19 protein-coding genes are annotated in these 18,800 nt (G+C 43.1%); 11 read left to right on the top strand and 8 right to left on the bottom strand.

The window, feature by feature from the left end; all coding sequences use genetic code 11:
• Window positions 1-5: 5 nt before the first annotated feature.
• Window positions 6-1,106 (bottom strand): aldose epimerase family protein, encoded by a 1,101-nt coding sequence (locus tag QX565_RS19095; protein WP_044095505.1) that lies wholly within the window; start codon window positions 1,104-1,106, stop codon window positions 6-8.
• A gap of 268 nt (window positions 1,107-1,374) precedes the next feature.
• Between QX565_RS19095 and QX565_RS19090 the strand changes: the two genes are divergently transcribed.
• Complete coding sequence (locus tag QX565_RS19090; protein ID WP_195349554.1) at window positions 1,375-2,349, top strand: type I phosphomannose isomerase catalytic subunit; 975 nt, start codon at window positions 1,375-1,377, stop codon at window positions 2,347-2,349.
• Window positions 2,350-2,777: 428 nt separating this feature from the next.
• Here the strand turns inward: QX565_RS19090 and QX565_RS19085 are convergent, their stop codons facing one another.
• The 4 genes from QX565_RS19085 to QX565_RS19070 all read right to left on the bottom strand — a co-directional run bounded on the left by QX565_RS19085 (window position 2,778) and on the right by QX565_RS19070 (window position 5,089).
• Window positions 2,778-3,038: a hypothetical protein gene (locus tag QX565_RS19085; protein WP_002561670.1), complete on the bottom strand. Its 261-nt coding sequence runs from the start codon at window positions 3,036-3,038 to the stop codon at window positions 2,778-2,780.
• 3 nt (window positions 3,039-3,041) lie between these two features.
• The gene (locus tag QX565_RS19080) at window positions 3,042-3,404 is read right to left on the bottom strand and encodes a phage holin family protein (RefSeq protein ID WP_002561669.1); all 363 of its coding nucleotides are present in this window, start codon (window positions 3,402-3,404) and stop codon (window positions 3,042-3,044) included.
• A 21-nt stretch (window positions 3,405-3,425) separates the two neighbouring features.
• Complete coding sequence (locus QX565_RS19075) at window positions 3,426-3,632, bottom strand: YtxH domain-containing protein (RefSeq protein ID WP_002561668.1); 207 nt, start codon at window positions 3,630-3,632, stop codon at window positions 3,426-3,428.
• Window positions 3,633-3,820: 188 nt separating this feature from the next.
• Window positions 3,821-5,089: a DEAD/DEAH box helicase gene (locus QX565_RS19070; RefSeq protein ID WP_221648770.1), complete on the bottom strand. Its 1,269-nt coding sequence runs from the start codon at window positions 5,087-5,089 to the stop codon at window positions 3,821-3,823.
• 176 nt (window positions 5,090-5,265) lie between these two features.
• On the opposite strand from QX565_RS19070, the gene QX565_RS19065 reads away from it, so the two are divergent.
• The 10 genes from QX565_RS19065 to QX565_RS19020 all read left to right on the top strand — a co-directional run bounded on the left by QX565_RS19065 (window position 5,266) and on the right by QX565_RS19020 (window position 15,125).
• Window positions 5,266-6,036, top strand: a complete 771-nt coding sequence (locus QX565_RS19065; RefSeq protein ID WP_007484996.1) for an SDR family NAD(P)-dependent oxidoreductase — start codon at window positions 5,266-5,268, stop codon at window positions 6,034-6,036.
• Window positions 6,033-6,437 (top strand): lipocalin-like domain-containing protein, encoded by a 405-nt coding sequence (locus QX565_RS19060; RefSeq protein WP_002561665.1) that lies wholly within the window; start codon window positions 6,033-6,035, stop codon window positions 6,435-6,437. The genes QX565_RS19065 and QX565_RS19060 overlap by 4 nt, the downstream gene beginning before the upstream one ends.
• A gap of 31 nt (window positions 6,438-6,468) precedes the next feature.
• On the top strand, window positions 6,469-6,969 hold the full coding sequence (locus QX565_RS19055) for an SPOR domain-containing protein (RefSeq protein WP_002561664.1): 501 nt from the start codon (window positions 6,469-6,471) through the stop codon (window positions 6,967-6,969).
• Window positions 6,970-7,396: 427 nt separating this feature from the next.
• Entirely contained in the window at window positions 7,397-8,221 is an 825-nt protein-coding gene (gene cysQ, locus QX565_RS19050; protein WP_002561663.1) for a 3'(2'),5'-bisphosphate nucleotidase CysQ, read from the top strand.
• Between the two features lie 16 nt (window positions 8,222-8,237).
• Window positions 8,238-9,794, top strand: coding sequence for an SLC13 family permease (locus QX565_RS19045; protein ID WP_221648769.1), 1,557 nt, complete (start codon window positions 8,238-8,240; stop codon window positions 9,792-9,794).
• 172 nt (window positions 9,795-9,966) lie between these two features.
• On the top strand, window positions 9,967-10,530 hold the full coding sequence (cysC, locus tag QX565_RS19040) for an adenylyl-sulfate kinase (RefSeq protein WP_122202247.1): 564 nt from the start codon (window positions 9,967-9,969) through the stop codon (window positions 10,528-10,530).
• A 29-nt stretch (window positions 10,531-10,559) separates the two neighbouring features.
• Window positions 10,560-11,471 carry a sulfate adenylyltransferase subunit CysD gene (gene cysD, locus QX565_RS19035; RefSeq protein WP_007485002.1) on the top strand — a complete coding sequence of 304 codons (912 nt, stop codon included), beginning with the start codon at window positions 10,560-10,562 and terminating at the stop codon, window positions 11,469-11,471.
• Window positions 11,472-11,502: 31 nt separating this feature from the next.
• Window positions 11,503-12,933 (top strand): sulfate adenylyltransferase subunit CysN, encoded by a 1,431-nt coding sequence (cysN, locus tag QX565_RS19030; protein WP_002561659.1) that lies wholly within the window; start codon window positions 11,503-11,505, stop codon window positions 12,931-12,933.
• A 103-nt stretch (window positions 12,934-13,036) separates the two neighbouring features.
• Window positions 13,037-14,143 carry a cholesterol-responsive sulfotransferase gene (locus QX565_RS19025; RefSeq protein ID WP_221648768.1) on the top strand — a complete coding sequence of 369 codons (1,107 nt, stop codon included), beginning with the start codon at window positions 13,037-13,039 and terminating at the stop codon, window positions 14,141-14,143.
• Window positions 14,144-14,159: 16 nt separating this feature from the next.
• Window positions 14,160-15,125 (top strand): PCMD domain-containing protein, encoded by a 966-nt coding sequence (locus tag QX565_RS19020; RefSeq protein ID WP_221648767.1) that lies wholly within the window; start codon window positions 14,160-14,162, stop codon window positions 15,123-15,125.
• Window positions 15,126-15,289: 164 nt separating this feature from the next.
• Here the strand turns inward: QX565_RS19020 and QX565_RS19015 are convergent, their stop codons facing one another.
• The 3 genes from QX565_RS19015 to QX565_RS19005 form a co-directional block, all read right to left on the bottom strand.
• Complete coding sequence (locus QX565_RS19015) at window positions 15,290-16,348, bottom strand: NHL repeat-containing protein (protein WP_221648766.1); 1,059 nt, start codon at window positions 16,346-16,348, stop codon at window positions 15,290-15,292.
• Window positions 16,349-16,361: 13 nt separating this feature from the next.
• A complete protein-coding gene (locus QX565_RS19010; protein ID WP_289293979.1) occupies window positions 16,362-18,461 on the bottom strand; it encodes an NHL repeat-containing protein in 2,100 nt (699 codons plus the stop codon).
• 168 nt (window positions 18,462-18,629) lie between these two features.
• On the bottom strand, window positions 18,630-18,800 hold a 171-nt coding region (locus QX565_RS19005), incomplete at its 5' end, for an OmpA family protein (RefSeq protein WP_289290571.1).

The following is an 18,800-nucleotide window of genomic DNA, read 5'->3' as shown; positions in this document are numbered from 1 at the left end:
CCACTTTATAAGTTTTCGACAGAAAATTTATAAATCGTTACCTGTTGGTACTCGTCTCCCGGAAGCAGTACGGCTGAAGGGAAATGAGGTTTATTGGGCGTGTCGGGGAAGCATTGTGCTTCGAAGCAGATGGCACTGCGAGCCGGGAAAGTGGCACCGTGTGAACCTTCAAAGCCGTTGAGCCAGTTGCCCGTATAGAGTTGCACGCCGGCCTCGGTGGTATAAACTTCCATGACGCGTCCGCTTACGGGATCTGTGCAAGTGGCAGCCAGATCCAGCGAACCGGCTTCCTGTTTGTTGAGCACGTAGCAATGATCGTATCCTGCGCCGTAGACAAGTTGCTGAAAAGCGTCGTTAATGCGTTCGCCCACAGTGTGCGGGGTGCGGAAGTCCATCGGAGTTCCTTCTACTTTGGCAATCTCTCCTGTGGGGATAGATACTTCGTCTATCGGAGTATAAAAATCAGCATTGATTGTGACGATGTTATTTTCTACTGTCGGGGTGGGGGTAGCGATACCTGCCAGATTGAAGAACCCATGATTGGTAAGATTTACAACAGTAGCTTTGTCGGTGGTAGCACGGTATTCGATGACCAGTGCATTTTCCTCTTCTTCAAGTCTATAAGTCATTTCTACTTCCAGATTTCCGGGGAATCCCTCTTCTCCGTCGGCCGATACATAGTTGAAGATGATCGTGCTTTCGTCTATCTGGTCGGCATCCCACACACGTGCATGAAAACCGGTAGGTCCTCCGTGCAGGGAGTTGGGGCCGTTGTTGATTGTCAGCGAGTGCTCTTCGGCGTAGAGGGTGAATTTCCCTTTGGCGATGCGGTTACCATAACGACCGATGGTGGTGCTGAGGAATGGTTCGGGACTATTTATTACATGGTCTATACTGTCGTGCCCGAGGATAACGTTGGCATATTTCCCGTTTTTGTCCGGGACCATGATGGAGAGAATGGCACAGCCGTAATTTGTTACAGCAACTTCCATCCCTTTTTTATTTTTGAGGATAAATAAGTCTGTTTGCTTATCGTCGATATCCTTTTGAAAATCCTTCCGGTTTAGTCCGGATAAATTTTCTTCTGTTGGGAATGTGTTATTCATGTCTGGCATATATAAAATTTCTTGCAAATAAAGCTAAATTCTTTCGTACTCCCAAATTATTCATGGTAAATCTATTCGAGGATTTAGGAAAGTTTAGCGTTTAGTTTCGCATGGGCTAAAACTTACTTTCGTGTCAATTCTATGAAATTTTGGTGATGAATTTAATATAAAACGCCCGGTTCTGTGTATTATTTGATATTTTTTGTATGTTTGTCCTCTGATTATCAAATCAAGAATTATAATCTAAGTTTATTAACAGAAAAACAAAATGTATCCGTTAAAATTTGAACCGATCCTGAAGCAGACACTTTGGGGAGGCGACAAAATCCTTCCGTTCAAGCACTTGAGTGATAACTTGACAGGAGTAGGAGAAAGCTGGGAGATTTCCGGCGTAGAAGACAATGAATCTGTGGTGGCTAATGGTCCCGATAAAGGATTCACGTTGACCGATATGGTGAGAAAATACCGTGAAGAACTGGTCGGTGAAGAAAACTATGCCCGTTTTGGCAATAAGTTTCCCTTGCTGATTAAATTCATCGACGCTAAACAAGATCTCTCTATTCAGGTACACCCCAACGACGAGCTGGCAAAGAAGCGCCACAATTCTATGGGAAAAACCGAGATGTGGTATGTTGTTGATGCCGATAAGGGGGCAAAACTCCGTTCGGGATTTTCAGAACAGATCACCCCGAAAGAGTACAAAGAGCGTGTTTTCAACAATACCATAACCGATGTGCTGCAAGAGTATGAAATACATCCGGGTGACGTGTTCTTCCTTCCTGCAGGACGTATTCACAGCATCGGTGCAGGTGCATTTATCGCAGAGATTCAGCAGACTTCGGACATTACTTACCGCATTTACGACTTCAACCGCAAGGATGCCAAGGGCAATACGCGTGAACTGCATACCGACCTGGCACGCGAAGCTATCAACTACGAAGTGCTCGATGATTATCGCACCAAATATGACGCTGTGAAAGACGAACCGGTGGAGCTGGTGGCTTGTCCCTATTTCACCACTTCCCTGTATGACATGACCGAAGAGATCAGTTGCGACTATTCGGAACTGGATTCTTTCGTGATTTTCATTTGCATCGAGGGTTCTTGCCGATTGACAGACAACGAAGGCAACGAGCTGGCGTTTTGTGCCGGCGAAACAGTTTTGCTTCCTGCCACGACAGAGAATATAACGATTACTCCCGAAGAGGGAGGAAGCGTGAAGATTCTCGAAACTTACGTTTAAAGTAAAAAAGTCTTTATTCTTACGAGGGGGGCTCGCGCGCGTAGGCGCGTAACTCCCCTTGTTTATAGTTTTAATTCTCTTATAAGGTGTAAATCGTGTATCATCAGGAAAATTTCCAGATGATAAGTCGGATGATAATTTTGCGATCATAGGAAGTTTCATCAGGAGAATTTCCTGATGATTTCTTGTATAAGGAGTGTTAATATCGTATTTTGTTCGGAGTGTTTTTTGAGACAAATACTTTGCATGGAGACTACGCCCGCAGTACATGTAGCGTAGGCGTTGCCTGCATGCAGCGCGGGCGTAGTCTCCAAAAGGTGCTTCCCTTCTTGTTTTTTTACAAAAAAAACACCTCTACCCTAAAGTGGAGGTGAATGTGCAAAGCGAAATACTGTGTAGGAAATACTGCTTTTGTAATAAGTTTTTGTTTATCCCTTTCTGAAAAAACGGCGAATCTTTTTCATTATTTTCACTCCCATTACCACACCATCAAAGATGGCCATTCCTGTATTGAATGATCTCATTATTGCGTCTGTTTGAGAGGTGGCGGGAGCAAGAGGGGCAAAAATTCGTTGTGCCGTTCGGGTCATCGCTTTTTTCTGTCCGCGTATTTCTTCCAGTTTCTCTGTCTTGAGCCGGGCGATATATTCCAGTGTGATTTTCTGGGGGGTAGCTTGCTGATTGTTCATAACTTATTCTTTTGAATCATTAAGAAACAGGCCGGCAAGGAAGTTTACCATTGGAGAAATGATAAGTTTCTTGCGGAAGATAATAACTGTGGCAATGAGTATGATGTTGATTGCTGCAATAATGCCAAAGCTCACCATGAGTCCGCCAACGAGCGGTTCGAGGATATAGGCCAGGGCGAATAAGAGATAAAACAGGGCCACCATGCCGAGAATAATGAGTACTAAAACCATGATTAAGGTGGAAAGAAGTATGGTTAGCTTTTCCGTCAATTCCAGTTTGGTATATTCTTTCTGGAGCTCCAGATATTTCTTGAACTCGAAGAATAGCTGTTGAAAGTTTTCTATACTTTTGTCGTCTGCAAACATAGTGGCTCTGTTTTGATTCTTTTAGTCAGTTACTTCTTTTAGTTCGGCTGCAATTTCGTCAACGAGGTTTTCCATCTCATTGCGATTTAACTTGATACCTTTTTTACGAAGAATCTCTGCAATTTTGTGACGAGTGTCTTCTCCCTTTTCAGGAGCAAACAAAATACCAAGTGCTGCGCCTACTGCTGCACCACCTAAAAAAGCTGCTAATACATTAAGTCCTTTCATAATTTTACTGTTTTAAAGTGATAATACTACAAATATAACGCATTTATTGCATAGGATGTTCTATGGATGAGGATTTTTTTTAAGGGTTTTTATCTGAATCCTCTCATCTGTGTGTCATGGATATACAAAAAAGAAGGCAACCGTTTTTCCGAAAGGAAAACGATTGCCTTCTTATCTATTAATACATCTTATCTTTTGGGTTGCTCTCCTTTTTGCGTTTGTTTCTTTCGCCTCCAGAAGTCTCCATTGGAGCGGCTACCACGGTATACTTTATTCTCTTTTGCTTTCGCTTTGAGTTCTTCCGTTTTCACCTCCTGCGCCTTGGCGCCTTCGGTGGTGACAAACGGATGGTCTTTGACCACTGGGATTGTTTTTCCGATCAGCTTCTGAATATCTTTGAGGTAAGGTAATTCTTCCGATTCGCAGAAGGAGATCGCAATTCCTTCATGTCCTGCACGCCCTGTGCGCCCAATGCGGTGTACATACGTCTCCGGCACATTGGGTAGCTCGTAGTTGATGACGTGTGACAACTGATCTACATCGATACCACGTGCTGCAATGTCCGTCGCAATCAATACGCGTAAAGTATGGTTTTTGAAATCCGTCAGGGCACGCTGGCGTGCATTCTGCGATTTGTTGCCATGTATAGCCTCAGCGCGTATACCCGATTTGGTTAGTATGCGTGCCAGTTTGTCGGCTCCATGTTTGGTACGTGTAAAGATCAGTACCGATTCAATCGACTGGTCTTTCAGTAAGTGCAATAATAAGTCCTTCTTCTCCTTCTTCTCTACAAAGTAGACGTATTGCGAAATTGTGTCTACAGTAGAAGAAGCCGGTGTCACCTCTACCTTTTCCGGATGGGCCAGCATCGAGTTGGCCAGTGTCTCTATCTCCGGCGGCATAGTAGCCGAGAAGAAAAGCGTCTGGCGCTTCTGGGGAAGGAGTTTCAGTATCCGTCTGATATCATGGATAAAGCCCATATCGAGCATGCGGTCGGCCTCATCCAGTACGAAGAAGTCCAGTGTTTTGAGAGATATGTAACCCTGGGTTATCAAGTCCAGCAAGCGCCCCGGGGTGGCAACCAGTATCTGTACACCATTGCGCAACGCGTCCGTCTGAGGTTTCTGACCCACTCCGCCAAAGATGACAGTGTGCTTCAGTCCGGTGTATTTGCCATATGCCTCAAAACATTCACCAATCTGAATGGCCAGCTCCCGGGTTGGGGTTAATATCAATGCTTTTATTCCTTTGCGGTGGTCGGTTTTATATAGTTTCTGCAAAATGGGGATAGAAAAAGCAGCTGTTTTTCCTGTTCCGGTCTGTGCACATCCTAATAAATCTTTTCCTTGAAGTAAAACGGGGATTGACTGTTCTTGTATGGGAGTGGGAGAGGAATAACCCTCTTCTTTCAGAGCCTTGAGTATGGGCTCTATCAGGTTTAAATTTTCAAATGTCATGTAAAAAAGTTGAATGAGCCTCGCGGCTCGTTATGTTATATGGAGCAAAGATACGCGAACTTGTGGGGGTAAATACTTTTATATCGTCGGTTTAATCTTATTTAACTAAGAGAAAGGCCGAATGATAGCAGGTTAAAGCGTATTTTTGTTGCTCAATTCTATAGAGTAATAACAATATGAGAGGTAAGATTGTTTTTATAACCGGAGCAAGCAGTGGAATAGGCGAAGGTTGCGCCCGAAAGTTTGCTTCACAAGGTTCGGATCTGATTCTTAATGCCCGTAATGTGGCAAAACTGGAAGAGTTAAAAAACGAACTGGAAGCAACTTATGGAGTTCGCGTATTCTTGTTGCCTTTTGATGTTCGTGATCGTAAAGCTGCAACTCAGGCACTGGCTTCTTTGCCCGAAACGTGGAAAGCGATTGATGTGCTGGTAAACAATGCCGGACTCGTTATCGGGGTTGATAAAGAGTTTGAAGGAAACCTGGACGAATGGGATATTGTGATAGATACAAATATAAAGTCGTTGTTGGCCATAACCCGTCTGGTAGTTCCCGGAATGGTGGAGCGCGGATGTGGACATATTATCAATATTGGCTCTATTGCCGGTGATGCCGCTTACCCCGGTGGAAGTGTGTATTGTGCCACCAAAGCCGCGGTCAAAGCCCTTTCGGACGGACTGCGCATCGATCTGGTGGATACGCCGTTGCGGGTAACCAACGTAAAGCCGGGGATGGTAGAGACAAACTTTAGTGTAGTTCGTTACCGGGGCGACAAGCAAGCTGCGGACAATTTTTATAAAGGAATCCGTCCGCTTACAGGTGATGATATCGCAGAAACAGTATATTTCGCAGCTTCGGCTCCGGAACATATCCAAATAGCAGAGATACTGGTGATGCCTACCTATCAGGCTACAGGCACTATCTCTTATAAAAAGAAAGCAGAATGACGAAGAAATGGTTGTATCTTTTATGTTTGCCTTTGTTGTTATCGGTAGTGGCTTCCTGTTCGGATGATGAAGACAAACTGACTGGTAAATGGCAATTGAGGCGGTATGAGCTTCCCGATGGCACTGTGCAGAAGGAAGATAGTGTATTTTATAATTTTCAGAAAGGTAGCTTTTCGGCCATCTGTTTGCTCGAAGATAAGACGTATCACACCTTTTTCGGACTTTATTCTTTGCAGGATGATAAAATTTATATTATTTTGCGCCCCGAAGAGAATATAGATCTTTGCAAGCAATATTTACAGTGGGATGAACTGGGCCGAACATTTCAACTTGAAGAACTTTCTTCGTCCACTCTTCGGCTTAGATCTGAAGATATTGTATCTGTTTTCAGAAAGTATTGATACGAATTTATTAACTAAAAGAATATAGATTATGAAAAAATTGGTAGTATTGGGAATGAGTGTATGCATGGTTCTGGCATTTGCTTCTTGTAAATCAAGCGAAAGTGCATATAAAAAAGCATACGAAAAGGCAAAACAGCAGGAACTTGCCGAACCGCAGGTAGAAGCTCCGGTGGAAGTAACTCCCGTTGTAGCAGCTCCGGTAGAGGTAAAGAAGGCTACAGATGCAGCCAATGGTGTGCGTCAGGAGAAAGTAACGGTTGTTTCGGGCAATGGTGACAACCTGAAAGATTATAGCGTAGTGTGTGGTAGCTTCGGTTTGAAAGCAAATGCCGAAGGTCTGAAAGACTTTTTGGATGCTGAGGGCTACAATGCAACTATTGCATTCAATGCAGAATCTGCTATGTATCGTGTGATTGTGAGCACTTTTGCCGACAGAACGGCCGCTGCACAGGCTCGTGATGCTTTCAAAGCTAAATACCCTAACCGTAAAGACTTCCAGGGTGCCTGGTTGCTTTACAGAGTATTTTAATATTTCTTTTTGGTAATATCGGAAGCGGGAAAGCACCCTTCCGGAATAAGGGCAGTAGCTGGGAAGTTGCTGCCTTTTTGCAATATAGGTTTTGTATTTCACCACAGAAGACGCAGAGGACACGGAGCTTTATTATCCGGATAAAACGCAGATTAAAGTACGGGTCTTCTTTTTTCATATTTGTGTATTTGTGAAAATCTGCGTTCATTCGCGTTCATCTGCGTTTCATCAGAGAAAACAATACCTCTGTGTCTTCCGTGTCCTCTGTGGTGAAATCTTTTTTTAGTAATATTAGCGCTATTGCTAAAAGAAGTTATAAATGATAGTGCGGAAACTTTGAGAGAAGATAAAGTTTTTACTTTTGTAGCTCATTATATCAATGGGTTATTACGCCTTGTCGGAAACAGGGCTATAATTATATAACAAGATGGAACAGAAATATTTGTTTGTTGCTGTTGACGCGGCCCTGAGAGCAGGCGAGAAGATACTTTCTATCTATAATGATCCGGCATCGGATTTTGAGATAGAGAGAAAAGCCGATAATTCCCCCTTAACCATTGCCGACCGTAAAGCACATGAAACGATTGCTACGATTCTTCAGGAAACCCCTTTTCCGCTGTTGAGCGAAGAGGGTAAGCACATGGAGTATGCCATGCGAAAGAATTGGAGTACGCTTTGGATTGTCGATCCGCTGGACGGAACGAAAGAGTTCATAAAGCGTAATGGAGAATTTACTGTTAATATAGCACTGGTGCACGATGGCATTCCTGTGATGGGAGTCATTTATCTGCCTGTAAAGCAGGAACTTTATTTTGCAGCCGAATCACTAGGGGCATTCAAACTATCCGGGATCACGGCTTTGGGTGATTCTGCCTCTTTGGAAGAGTTGATAAACTTTTCTGCACGCTTGCCGATAGACGAACCACGCAAGCGTTTTGTCATTGTAGCCTCCCGCTCTCATTTAACCCCGGAAACAGAAACCTATATCGGCGAAATGAAGCAGCAGCACGAAGAAGTGGAGTTGATATCGAGTGGAAGTTCTATAAAAATTTGTCTGGTTGCCGAAGGGAAAGCAGATGTATATCCTCGTTTTGCTCCTACTATGGAGTGGGATACAGCTGCCGGACATGCTATTGCGCGTGCAGCAGGAATGGAAATTTATCAGGCTGGCGAAGCGTTGCCATTACAATACAACAAGGAAGATCTGTTGAATCCTTGGTTTATTGTAGAGAGAAAAAGAGTAAATCACTAATTGATTTGTACTGATTATGACATTTGAAATTGTATTTGTACTACTATCGCTATTGGGAATGGTGATTGCTCTTATATTGGATAAGATGCGTCCGGGTATGGTGCTTTTCTCGGTTGTGGTACTGTTTCTTTGTGCGGGTATCCTTAGTCCGAAAGAGATGCTCGAAGGATTTAGTAATAAAGGAATGATCACCGTTGCCATGCTTTTTCTGGTAAGCGAAGGTGTTCGCCAGTCGGGGGCCTTGGGGCAGGTGATCAAGAAATTGCTTCCCGTAGGTAAAACTACTGTTTTTAAGGCACAATTTCGTATGCTTCCCACTATTGCTTTTATATCGGCTTTTCTGAATAACACTCCTGTAGTAGTAATATTTGCTCCTATTATCAAACGTTGGGCACAAGCTGTTCATCTTCCCGCTACCAAGTTTCTTATTCCTCTCTCTTATGTCACGATTTTGGGCGGTATTTGTACGTTGATTGGTACTTCTACCAATCTGGTGGTACACGGCATGATTCTTGAAGCGGGTTATGAAGGATTCACGATGTTTGAATTAGGGAAGGTGGGTATATTCATTGCCATTGCGGGGATTATCTACTTGTTCCTGTTTTCTAAAAAGCTCCTTCCCGATGCACGTCCCGATACGGCAGTGCCCGATGAAGAGGAAGAAAAAGGCGAGAGCCTCCACCGCGTGGAAGCTGTGTTGGGTGCCCGTTTCCCGGGTATCAACAAAACCCTGACAGAGTTCAACTTCCAGCGTCATTATGGGGCAGAAGTGAAAGAGATAAAAACCCGCAACGGACAGCGTATCACAGAGAAACTCAATGAAGTTGTGCTTCGCGAAGGCGATACACTGGTGGTAATGGCTGATGATACTTTTATTCCTACCTGGGGAGAGTCTTCTGTCTTTGTGATGCTTGCCAACGGAAAAGATACTGAGCCGGTGCCGGGTAAGAAGAAACGCTGGTTTGCCTTGATTCTGCTCATTCTGATGATTGTGGGGGCTACAGTAGGTGAATTGCCGGTAACACAGGAAATGTTCCCTAATATCAAGCTGGATATGTTTTTCTTTGTTTCTGTGACTACTATCATCATGGCATGGACCAAAATATTTCCTGCCCGTAAATATACCAAATATATTTCGTGGGATATCCTGATTACTATTGCCTGTGCTTTTGCTATCAGTAAAGCAATGGTAAATTCGGGGGTAGCCGATGGAGTTGCAAGTTATATTATCGGTTTAAGCCATAACTACGGACCTCATGTTTTGCTGGCTATTTTGTTTATTATTACCAATCTGTTTACGGAACTTATCACAAACAATGCGGCAGCAGCTTTAGCATTTCCGCTGGCATTGGCCATATCCCAACAATTAGGGGTAGATCCTACGCCTTTCTTTGTGGTGATTTGTATGGCTGCTTCTGCCAGTTTCTCTACTCCGATTGGTTATCAGACAAACCTGATCGTGCAAGGTATCGGCAATTATAAGTTCACCGATTTTGTCCGTATCGGTTTACCATTGAATATTATCACTTTTCTCATTTCTGTATTTTTGATACCACTAATTTGGCCCTTTTAAGAGTTGAGAGTTACGGAAGACGAAAAGATGGGAAAAAGAAAACTAACAGTAAGTATTGTAAAAACGACTAAAAATAATATGCATGAAACAAAATAAGGAACCGAAAGGAGAAGAACTTTCAACTTTCAACTCTCCACTTTCAACTAATCATATTTATCCTATCTTTGATCGTATGCTGGCGCGGGAAGATAAAGAAGAGCTATTGAAGCAGCATAGCGTGATGATATGGTTCACCGGATTGAGCGGTTCCGGAAAAAGCACCATTGCCATTGCTTTGGAGCGTGAGTTACACAAACGCGGGTTGCTGTGTCGTATCCTCGATGGTGATAATATCCGCAGTGGTATTAATAATAATCTGGGCTTTTCGGAAGCCGACCGTGTAGAAAACATCCGTCGCATAGCCGAAGTCTCAAAACTCTTTATAGATAGCGGTATTATTACCATTGCCGCTTTTATCAGTCCTAACAATGATATCCGCGAAATGGCTGCCAATATTATCGGGCAGGACGATTTCCTCGAAATATATGTCAGCACTCCGCTTGCCGAATGCGAAAAGCGTGATGTGAAGGGCTTGTACGCCAAAGCCCGTAAAGGAGAAATAAAGAATTTTACCGGTATTTCGGCTCCGTTTGAAGCACCGCTACATCCGGCTCTTGAGTTGGATACTTCAAAACTTTCGCTTGAAGAATCTGTTAATCGTTTGCTGGAGTTGATATTGCCAAAAGTGAAAAGATAAAAATAAGAGATTTATAAAATAAGAATATAATGAAAGAAGAGTATAAATTGAGTCACTTGAAAGAACTCGAAGCTGAGTCCATTCACATTATCCGCGAAGTGGCTGCGGAATTTGAGAATCCTGTGATGCTTTATAGTATCGGAAAGGATTCTTCTGTTATGGTTCGCCTGGCAGAGAAAGCTTTCTATCCGGGTAAGGTGCCGTTTCCTTTGATGCACATTGACTCCAAATGGAAATTTAAAGAGATGATTCAGTTCCGTGACGAATATGCTAAGAAATATGGCTGGAATCTGATTGTGGAGAGTAACATGGAGGCTTTTCATGCAGGTGTAGGACCCTTTACACATGGAAGTAAAGTACATACCGACCTGATGAAAACACAGGCGTTGTTGCGTGCTCTCGACAAATATAAATTTGATGCCGCCTTTGGTGGCGCCCGTCGCGATGAAGAAAAGTCACGTGCCAAAGAACGTATCTTCTCCTTCCGTGACAAATTTCACCAGTGGGATCCTAAGAATCAGCGTCCCGAGCTGTGGGATATCTATAATGCCCGTGTACACAAAGGAGAAAGTATTCGTGTTTTCCCGTTGAGTAACTGGACCGAGTTGGATATCTGGCAGTACATCCGCCTGGAAAACATTCCCATTGTTCCGCTTTATTATGCAAAAGAGCGTCCTTGCGTTGAACTTGACGGTAATCTTATTATGGCCGATGATGACCGTCTGCCAGAAAAATACCGTGATGAGATTAAGATGCGTATGGTACGCTTCCGCACATTGGGGTGTTGGCCGTTGACTGGTGCAGTGGAGAGTGAGGCCGATACAATTGAGAAGATCGTGGAGGAGATGATGACTACCACAAAGAGCGAACGTACTACCCGTGTGATCGACTTCGACCAGGATGCAAGTATGGAACAGAAGAAGCGCGAAGGATACTTCTAATCAAAAAAAATTAAAAAACTAAGAATTGAAGATGGGAACTACTTTAGATATAAAAGCATTTCTGGATAAAGACGAACAGAAGGATTTGCTCCGTCTTTTGACGGCAGGCTCGGTGGACGATGGAAAATCAACTCTGATAGGCCGCTTGCTGTTTGATAGTAAGAAATTGTATGAAGACCAGCTGGATGCTCTCGAACGTGATAGCAAACGTATGGGAAATGCCGGCGAACATATAGATTATGCACTGTTGCTCGATGGTTTGAAGGCCGAACGCGAACAGGGTATCACCATTGACGTGGCCTATCGCTACTTCTCAACCAACAACCGTAAGTTTATCATTGCCGATACTCCGGGACACGAACAATACACCCGTAACATGATTACCGGTGGTTCTACTGCCAATTTAGCCATTATTCTGGTGGATGCACGGACGGGGGTTATCACTCAGACCCGCCGTCATACTTTCCTGGTGTCTCTGCTTGGCATTAAACATGTTGTGCTGGCTGTTAACAAGATGGACCTGGTAGACTTCTCCGAAGCACGCTTCAATGAGATTGTGTCAGAATACAAAAAGTTTGTAGAGCCACTTGGTATCCCCGATGTAAATTGTATTCCGCTTTCTGCACTGGATGGTGACAATGTGGTGGATAAATCAGAGCGTACCCCCTGGTATAAGGGTATATCCCTGCTCGACTTCCTCGAAACGGTGCACATCGATAACGACCATAACCTGACCGATTTCCGTTTCCCCGTACAATACGTACTTCGTCCTAATCTCGATTTTCGTGGCTTCTGTGGAAAAGTGGCTTCGGGGGTTATCCGCAAAGGAGACGAAGTGATGGCGTTGCCTTCCGGCAAGACTTCCCGCGTGAAAAGTATTGTGACCTATGACGGAGAGTTGGATTATGCTTTTCCACCTCAGTCTGTCACGCTGACACTGGAAGATGAAATAGATGTATCGAGAGGAGAGATGCTGGTGCATCCCAATAATTTGCCTGTCGTTGATCGTAACTTTGAGGCTATGCTGGTATGGATGGATGAGGAACCAATGGATGTGAACAAATCCTTCTTTATCAAGCAGACTACTAACATGAGCCGTACCCGCATTGATAGCATCAAGTACAAGGTGGACGTGAACACTATGGAGCAGTTTGCCGTGCCTTTCCTTTCGTTGAATGAGATAGCCCGTGTGGTACTGACTACAGCGAAAGAGCTGTTCTTTGATCCTTATCAGAAGAACAAATCCTGTGGATCGTTCATCCTTATCGACCCGATCACCAATAACACCAGTGCCGTTGGTATGATTATAGACCGGGTGGAAGAGAAAGATATGCGCACTATGGATGATGTTCCAGTGCTGGATCTTCCGAAACTGGGCATTGATCCTAAGCATTATGAAGCGATAGAGAAGGCTGTGAAAGATCTGGAACGTCAGGGTATTGCGGTGAAAATCATTAAATAATGCACAATTGACTATTTACAATTTACAATTTGCTATGCAGATCGTGCAATTTGTAAATTGTAAATAGTCAATTGTAAATAGTCAATTGTAAATTGTAAATAACATGGGATTACTTGAATTCAATAAACTTCCGATAAACACTCTGGTAGGAGCTGACTGGAAAACATTTAAAGCGATAACCGCTGGCAGGGATATCGATGCTGCCTACAAAGGAAAATATCGTTTGACCAAAGCAGTATGCCGCCTGCTCTCTACATTGGCTCCTTTGCAAAACAGCCGTTACGAAAAGCTTCTGGCCAATAAGCCGTTAGAGCACGATCCGGTGTTTATATTGGGGCATTGGCGTAGTGGGACAACGTTTGTACACAATGTCTTTTCCTGTGACAAACACTTTGGGTACAACACTACCTATCAGACTGTTTTTCCACATTTGATGATGTGGGGGCAACCTTTCTTTAAAAAGAATATGAGTTGGTTGATGCCCGATAAACGCCCGACCGATAATATGGAACTGGCTGTAGACCTGCCGCAGGAAGAGGAATTTGCACTGGCAAATATGATGCCTTATACATATTATAATTTCTGGTTTTTGCCCAAATACCAGCAAGAATATGCTGATAAGTATTTGTTGTTTGATGGTATCCCCGACGAAGAACTGAAAGTATTTGAAGATACATTTAAAAAACTGGTAAAGATTTCATTGTGGAATACGCAAGGTACTCAGTTCCTGAGTAAGAACCCTCCTCATACGGGTCGTGTGAAGGAATTGGTGAAGATGTTTCCCAATGCAAAGTTCATTTATCTGATGCGTAACCCGTACACAGTATTCGAGTCTACACGTAGTTTCTTTACCAATACTATTCAGCCCTTGAAACTGGAAGATATCAGCAACGAGGAGATCGAAAAAAATATTCTCTCTATTTATGCCAAACTGTATCATAAGTACGAAGCCGATAAACAGTATATTCCTAAGGGAAATCTGATTGAAGTGAAATTTGAGGATTTTGAAGCAGATGCTTTGGCGATGACCGAGAATATATATCAGAAACTCTCTATTCCAGGTTTCGAAGAAGCACGTGAAGCAATAGAAAAGTATGTAGGTGGAAAGAAAGGATATAAGAAGAATAAATATAAGTATGATGATCGTACTGTTCAGTTAGTGCAGGACAATTGGGATTTTGCGCTGAAGCAGTGGGGTTATAGTCTTTAAAAAGAAAGGAGAAAGGATGACAAAGAGAACATATCGCCGTCTGATGACGACAGGCTTTATTGCTTTATGCTCGGCTGTTGTTATGGCGCAACATAAAGTAGAAATGCTCCCGTTTGGGGATATGGATCAATGGGTAAATCGCGAAATAAAAGAGTCTGCCATTATTGGTGGAAATACAAAAAATGTATATGCCGTCGGGCCTACCCAAACCATAGCTGGTTCAAAAGCTTATACGAATCTTGGTGGTTCTCCCTGGGCTACTTCCAATGTGATGGCGAAAGTAGCGGGGGTCACAAAGACAAATACATCTGTTTTTCCCGAAAAGCGGGGAAGTGGATATTGTGCACGTCTGGAAACTCGTATGGAAAGTGTGAAAGTGTTCGGACTCGTAGATATTACGGTACTTGCTGCCGGCTCTATGTTTCTGGGCACGGTACATGAACCTATTAAAGGCACCAAAAACCCCAACAAAATGCTTGGAATGGGTATTCCGTTCACAAAGCGTCCTATTGCTCTTCAGTTTGATTATAAAGTGAAGATGTCTGATCGCGAAAATCGCATTCGTGCTACAGGGTTTAGTAAGATAACCGATGTGCCGGGCAAAGATTTTCCTGCAGCGATTTTACTCTTACAAAAGCGTTGGGAAGATGCTGAAGGTAATATTTTTGCAAAACGTGTCGGTACGATGGTTGTTTATTATTATAATACCGGTGATTGGCATAATAATGCTACCTATGAGATTCATTATGGTGATATAACCGGAAGTCCGGTATATAAACCTCATATGATGCGCTTACAGGTTGACGAACGTTATTCGCTCAATAGCAAGGGAGAGAGTGTACCGGTTCGTGAAGTGGCATGGGCCGATGAGGATGAAACGCCTACTCACATGATTCTTCAATTTACTGCCAGTCATGGAGGAGCTTATATCGGTTCTCCGGGAAACACTTTGTGGGTGGATAATGTGAAACTGGTTTATTAGCTAGTTGACCACTTATGAAAGAATAAGAGGGTCTCAAAACTAAAATTAGCTGTTGTTAAAACGCAGATTAACGCCAATTTACGCATATATTAAATTATACCTGCGATAAATTGGCGTTAATCTGCGTTTTTAAGTTGTATAATTACACAAATATGAGGAAGTTATCACTCGTATTCCCGTATTTCATTCTTGTAGATCTTTACTTCTATCAGCTTTTTGGCATTGGTGTCAGAAACCCAGAGGCTTGATCCCGCTATCAATAGTTTTTCTGCCTTTTTAAATGTGTAACCGTTTACAGATTTGAAACTGTTTCCCCATTCTTTTTTCGTACGGTCGTAGATATAGATAGAGCCATTGCTGGCAGATACCATCATCTGATCGTTGTGCAAAGCGATGCCGCAAGGGTTGAAGCTAGTACCGAGTGTCTTTTCTGTATCTATTAATATTTTTTGATCACCTTTTTCAATACGTGCAGTGTCTATTGCCTGAATTTTTCTGTTACCGTATTGCCCGTAATCTGCCAAATAAACAATACCGGTAGAATCTTGTACCATCTGATGGGGATTGAATCCGTTGTTTGTATCCATTCCTATCGCTGCACTTCGACAATAAAAAGGCACTTTCTGATATTTTTCCGGAGTTACGTCCTCTTCCCGGTAAACGGCAATCTCTCTTTTGGTGCGAACAATAATCTTTCCGTCCGGAGAAATCGCCATAGCTTGTGCCTGAAACAATCCGCTTACTCCATCACTCCAATTGCCAGTCCCAATGCGTGTAATGAAATTCAGGTCTTCGAGGGCAAAAACATCGATGCGAGTCTCTCTGCTTAGTACATACAGACGATTGGCCGGAGATACTCCGATGGCTTCTATCGGACTTTGAAATTTTTGATCAGTATTTCCATACTTCCATGACCGCAGTGATACCAGGTGTTGTTTCCTCTTTTTATCATACAGTTCCAGGCTGTAATGTCCGTTCTGTATGTTTGCTACAAACAGTGTATCTCCTTTCATATAGGTGGCTCCTGGGGTAAATTCACCCTCGTCCAGGGCAAAGTCTACAGCCGATAATTGCTGTCCTGCTTCATAGGAGTAGTAATAATGACTGGTATATGGCTCTTCTGGTTTTTGCGGTATATCTCCTGGTATATCTTCTTCCGAGCAGGCCCCTGCAATCATCAGGGCCAGTAGCAGGTGGCTTGTATGAATTATCTTTTTTTTCATGATTATTTCCTTTTTAGTTCAGTTCGTTTATTGGAATACCGGTTATGGTACGTTCAGTGCGATCTATTACAAACAGCGTTTGCCGGGATAGCATTATTTTCTCCACATTACGGAAGGTATGTCCACTTATGGTTGTATAATCTTTTAGGATTGTTCCGTTTTCCTGATTCACTTCTGCCAGGGCAACCGGTTGATTCTTTCCGGTGGCAAATGATACGAACATTCGTTTGCCAACAAAAGCAATGTCGTAGGGAGAGTGAGAAGCGGGGAGGTCTATTACCCGTTGCGCTTTCCATTCTGTTTGTTCGCGCATCACGTTACAGTCGAAGGCATAAATTTTCCGATTACTCTGGTGGGTAGTATAGAGTAGTCCGTCGGCTCCCATTGCCTGCCCATAAGTTCCCATTGCCTCACCCATATTGATTGTGCGGCAATAGTTGGCTACTTTTTTGTAACTACCTGCTGCAACATCATTTTCCATGAATACACACACGCGTTTCTTGTCCCGGATAAACACACATCCACGACGCACAAGTACATCAAAGGCATGTACTGTCTGAGTACTACCTTCACCCCAACTGCCTGTACCTATACACGTAATAAATTCTAGTGTAGCCTCGTCAAATACATCTGTACGGCTACTTTCATTTGTGACATATACTTTTCCATGTGCCACTGTAATCCCGTTAGGTTTCCCGGCAAAGGTTTTGGTTTCTGCATTCTCAGTCCACTCTTTCACGCTTTTTACATGCGTTAGTTTTCCTTCTTTCTCTTCCAGGACTTCCAGACTGTATTTTCCGTTTGCATCATTGATTATATATATGCGGTTTTTGTAGACACATACATCTTTTGGAGTAAAATCCTCTTTGGCAGTTCCCGGGATGTTTTCATAAGAAATAGAACAGGAGAGGGGCGTTCCTTCTTCAACGTTTTCGTCGTCGTCCTTCAATGCCGGAGCCAGACCACCGTCTATGGCATCCAGTTCCGGATCTTCAATGATGTATTTAGAACGTTGGTAGCGGGCAGCACCATACAGTTTTCCCTGTTTACGCGTATGCATAAATCTTCTTGAGTAGATGGGAAGTTTTTTATCAATACACAACTGGGTATACACTTTATTACAAAGGGTAATCCATCCCGTTCCGGTTTGTTCATAGGTCATATTTCCGTCGTGTCCATAGCCCAGGCAGTGTCCCAATTCATGGAAAATTGTGTGGGTTTGGTTCGTGTCGTCTGCGTAGTGTTCAAGGTAGCACCATTCATTCAGTCCATAGGTTTCTCCTCCTCCCAGACCGTTTACTCCACTCACATGTCCTACCAGGAAACCCGAATGATTGATTACCTGTTTGAGTAATTTGTCGATGTCTATCACCGCCAGATTATTGTTACTATGAAGTTTACCTCTGTATTTCTCCAATTCCTCGGCAAATTCCGGTGAGGAGAACATATAGGCAAAGTTCAGCATAATAGCTACCGTTTCTCTGGCATGGGCAGCAAGTAAAGGTGGACGCCAATAACCTGTTTCCCCGTAGGCAGAGAAACGTACTCTGTATTTGCTTTTGGTAGAGAGTAGTTTTTGATAATAACTATCCTCACAATCTGTCTTCAACGAGAAATCTGATGCTGACAGATGCGGGTTAGCCATGATTTGTATCTCTTTTCCTGAACGGGTGATATAACGTTTGCTTTCGGTAAGCATTGGCAGTACCCGGTGATATTCGGTGAAGGCAGGCACTACATCAAACTGTGCCAATTGAAACTCCTCATCATAGCCACTGATTTTTGCCCAGATTGTTACTCCATGTATGGGACGAGGCGAATAGAAGCGGATGAATAGTTCCTGCTTCTCGTTAATACTCACTTGCAGAGGCTGATTGACGTAAAAGAAACGTTGGCTGTTGTCAAAATACGTAGTTGAAGGTTCGTCGTCCTGCAACATAAGTTTGAATACTTCAGGTGTCAGATCATTCTCTGTAACTTTTATTAAACCGTAAGGATTATCCGGCACTTCATCTGTAGGGAGGTCATTGGAATTACTATCAGTACATGCCTGTAAACTCCACATACCCAAAATGAACAAACCGATAAGTTTGAGGATTTTGCTATTAATCATATTAATTGTTTGTTTTTTAGGGGCGCAAAGATAATGTAAATAGCCATTGATTGCAAAAATAAGATGGAGTTTCCTTAAAATATGTGGATATAAGAAAGGCTATCTCACAAAATTTAGTGGGATAGCCTTTTGCTATTTAAAACTTTAGTTTGTATCTGATTTCAGCGTTTATTCCAGAATCACTACACGGTTCAGGAAATTCTTACCGAACATATTGGCAGTTCCACCGAAACCAACCAGTTCAAGCTGATCTTTGCTTACGCCTTCTTTAACAAGTGCATCGTAAACGGCCTGAGCACGTGCTTCAGACAGTTTCTGATTCCACTTAGAGCTACCGGT

Source organism: Bacteroides sp. 41_26 (assembly GCF_949740115.1).
Taxonomy (GTDB): Bacteria; Bacteroidota; Bacteroidia; order Bacteroidales; family Bacteroidaceae; genus Bacteroides; species Bacteroides nordii.
Note: the sequence above shows the minus strand (reverse complement) of the source record. Positions and strands in the feature narration are given on the sequence as shown.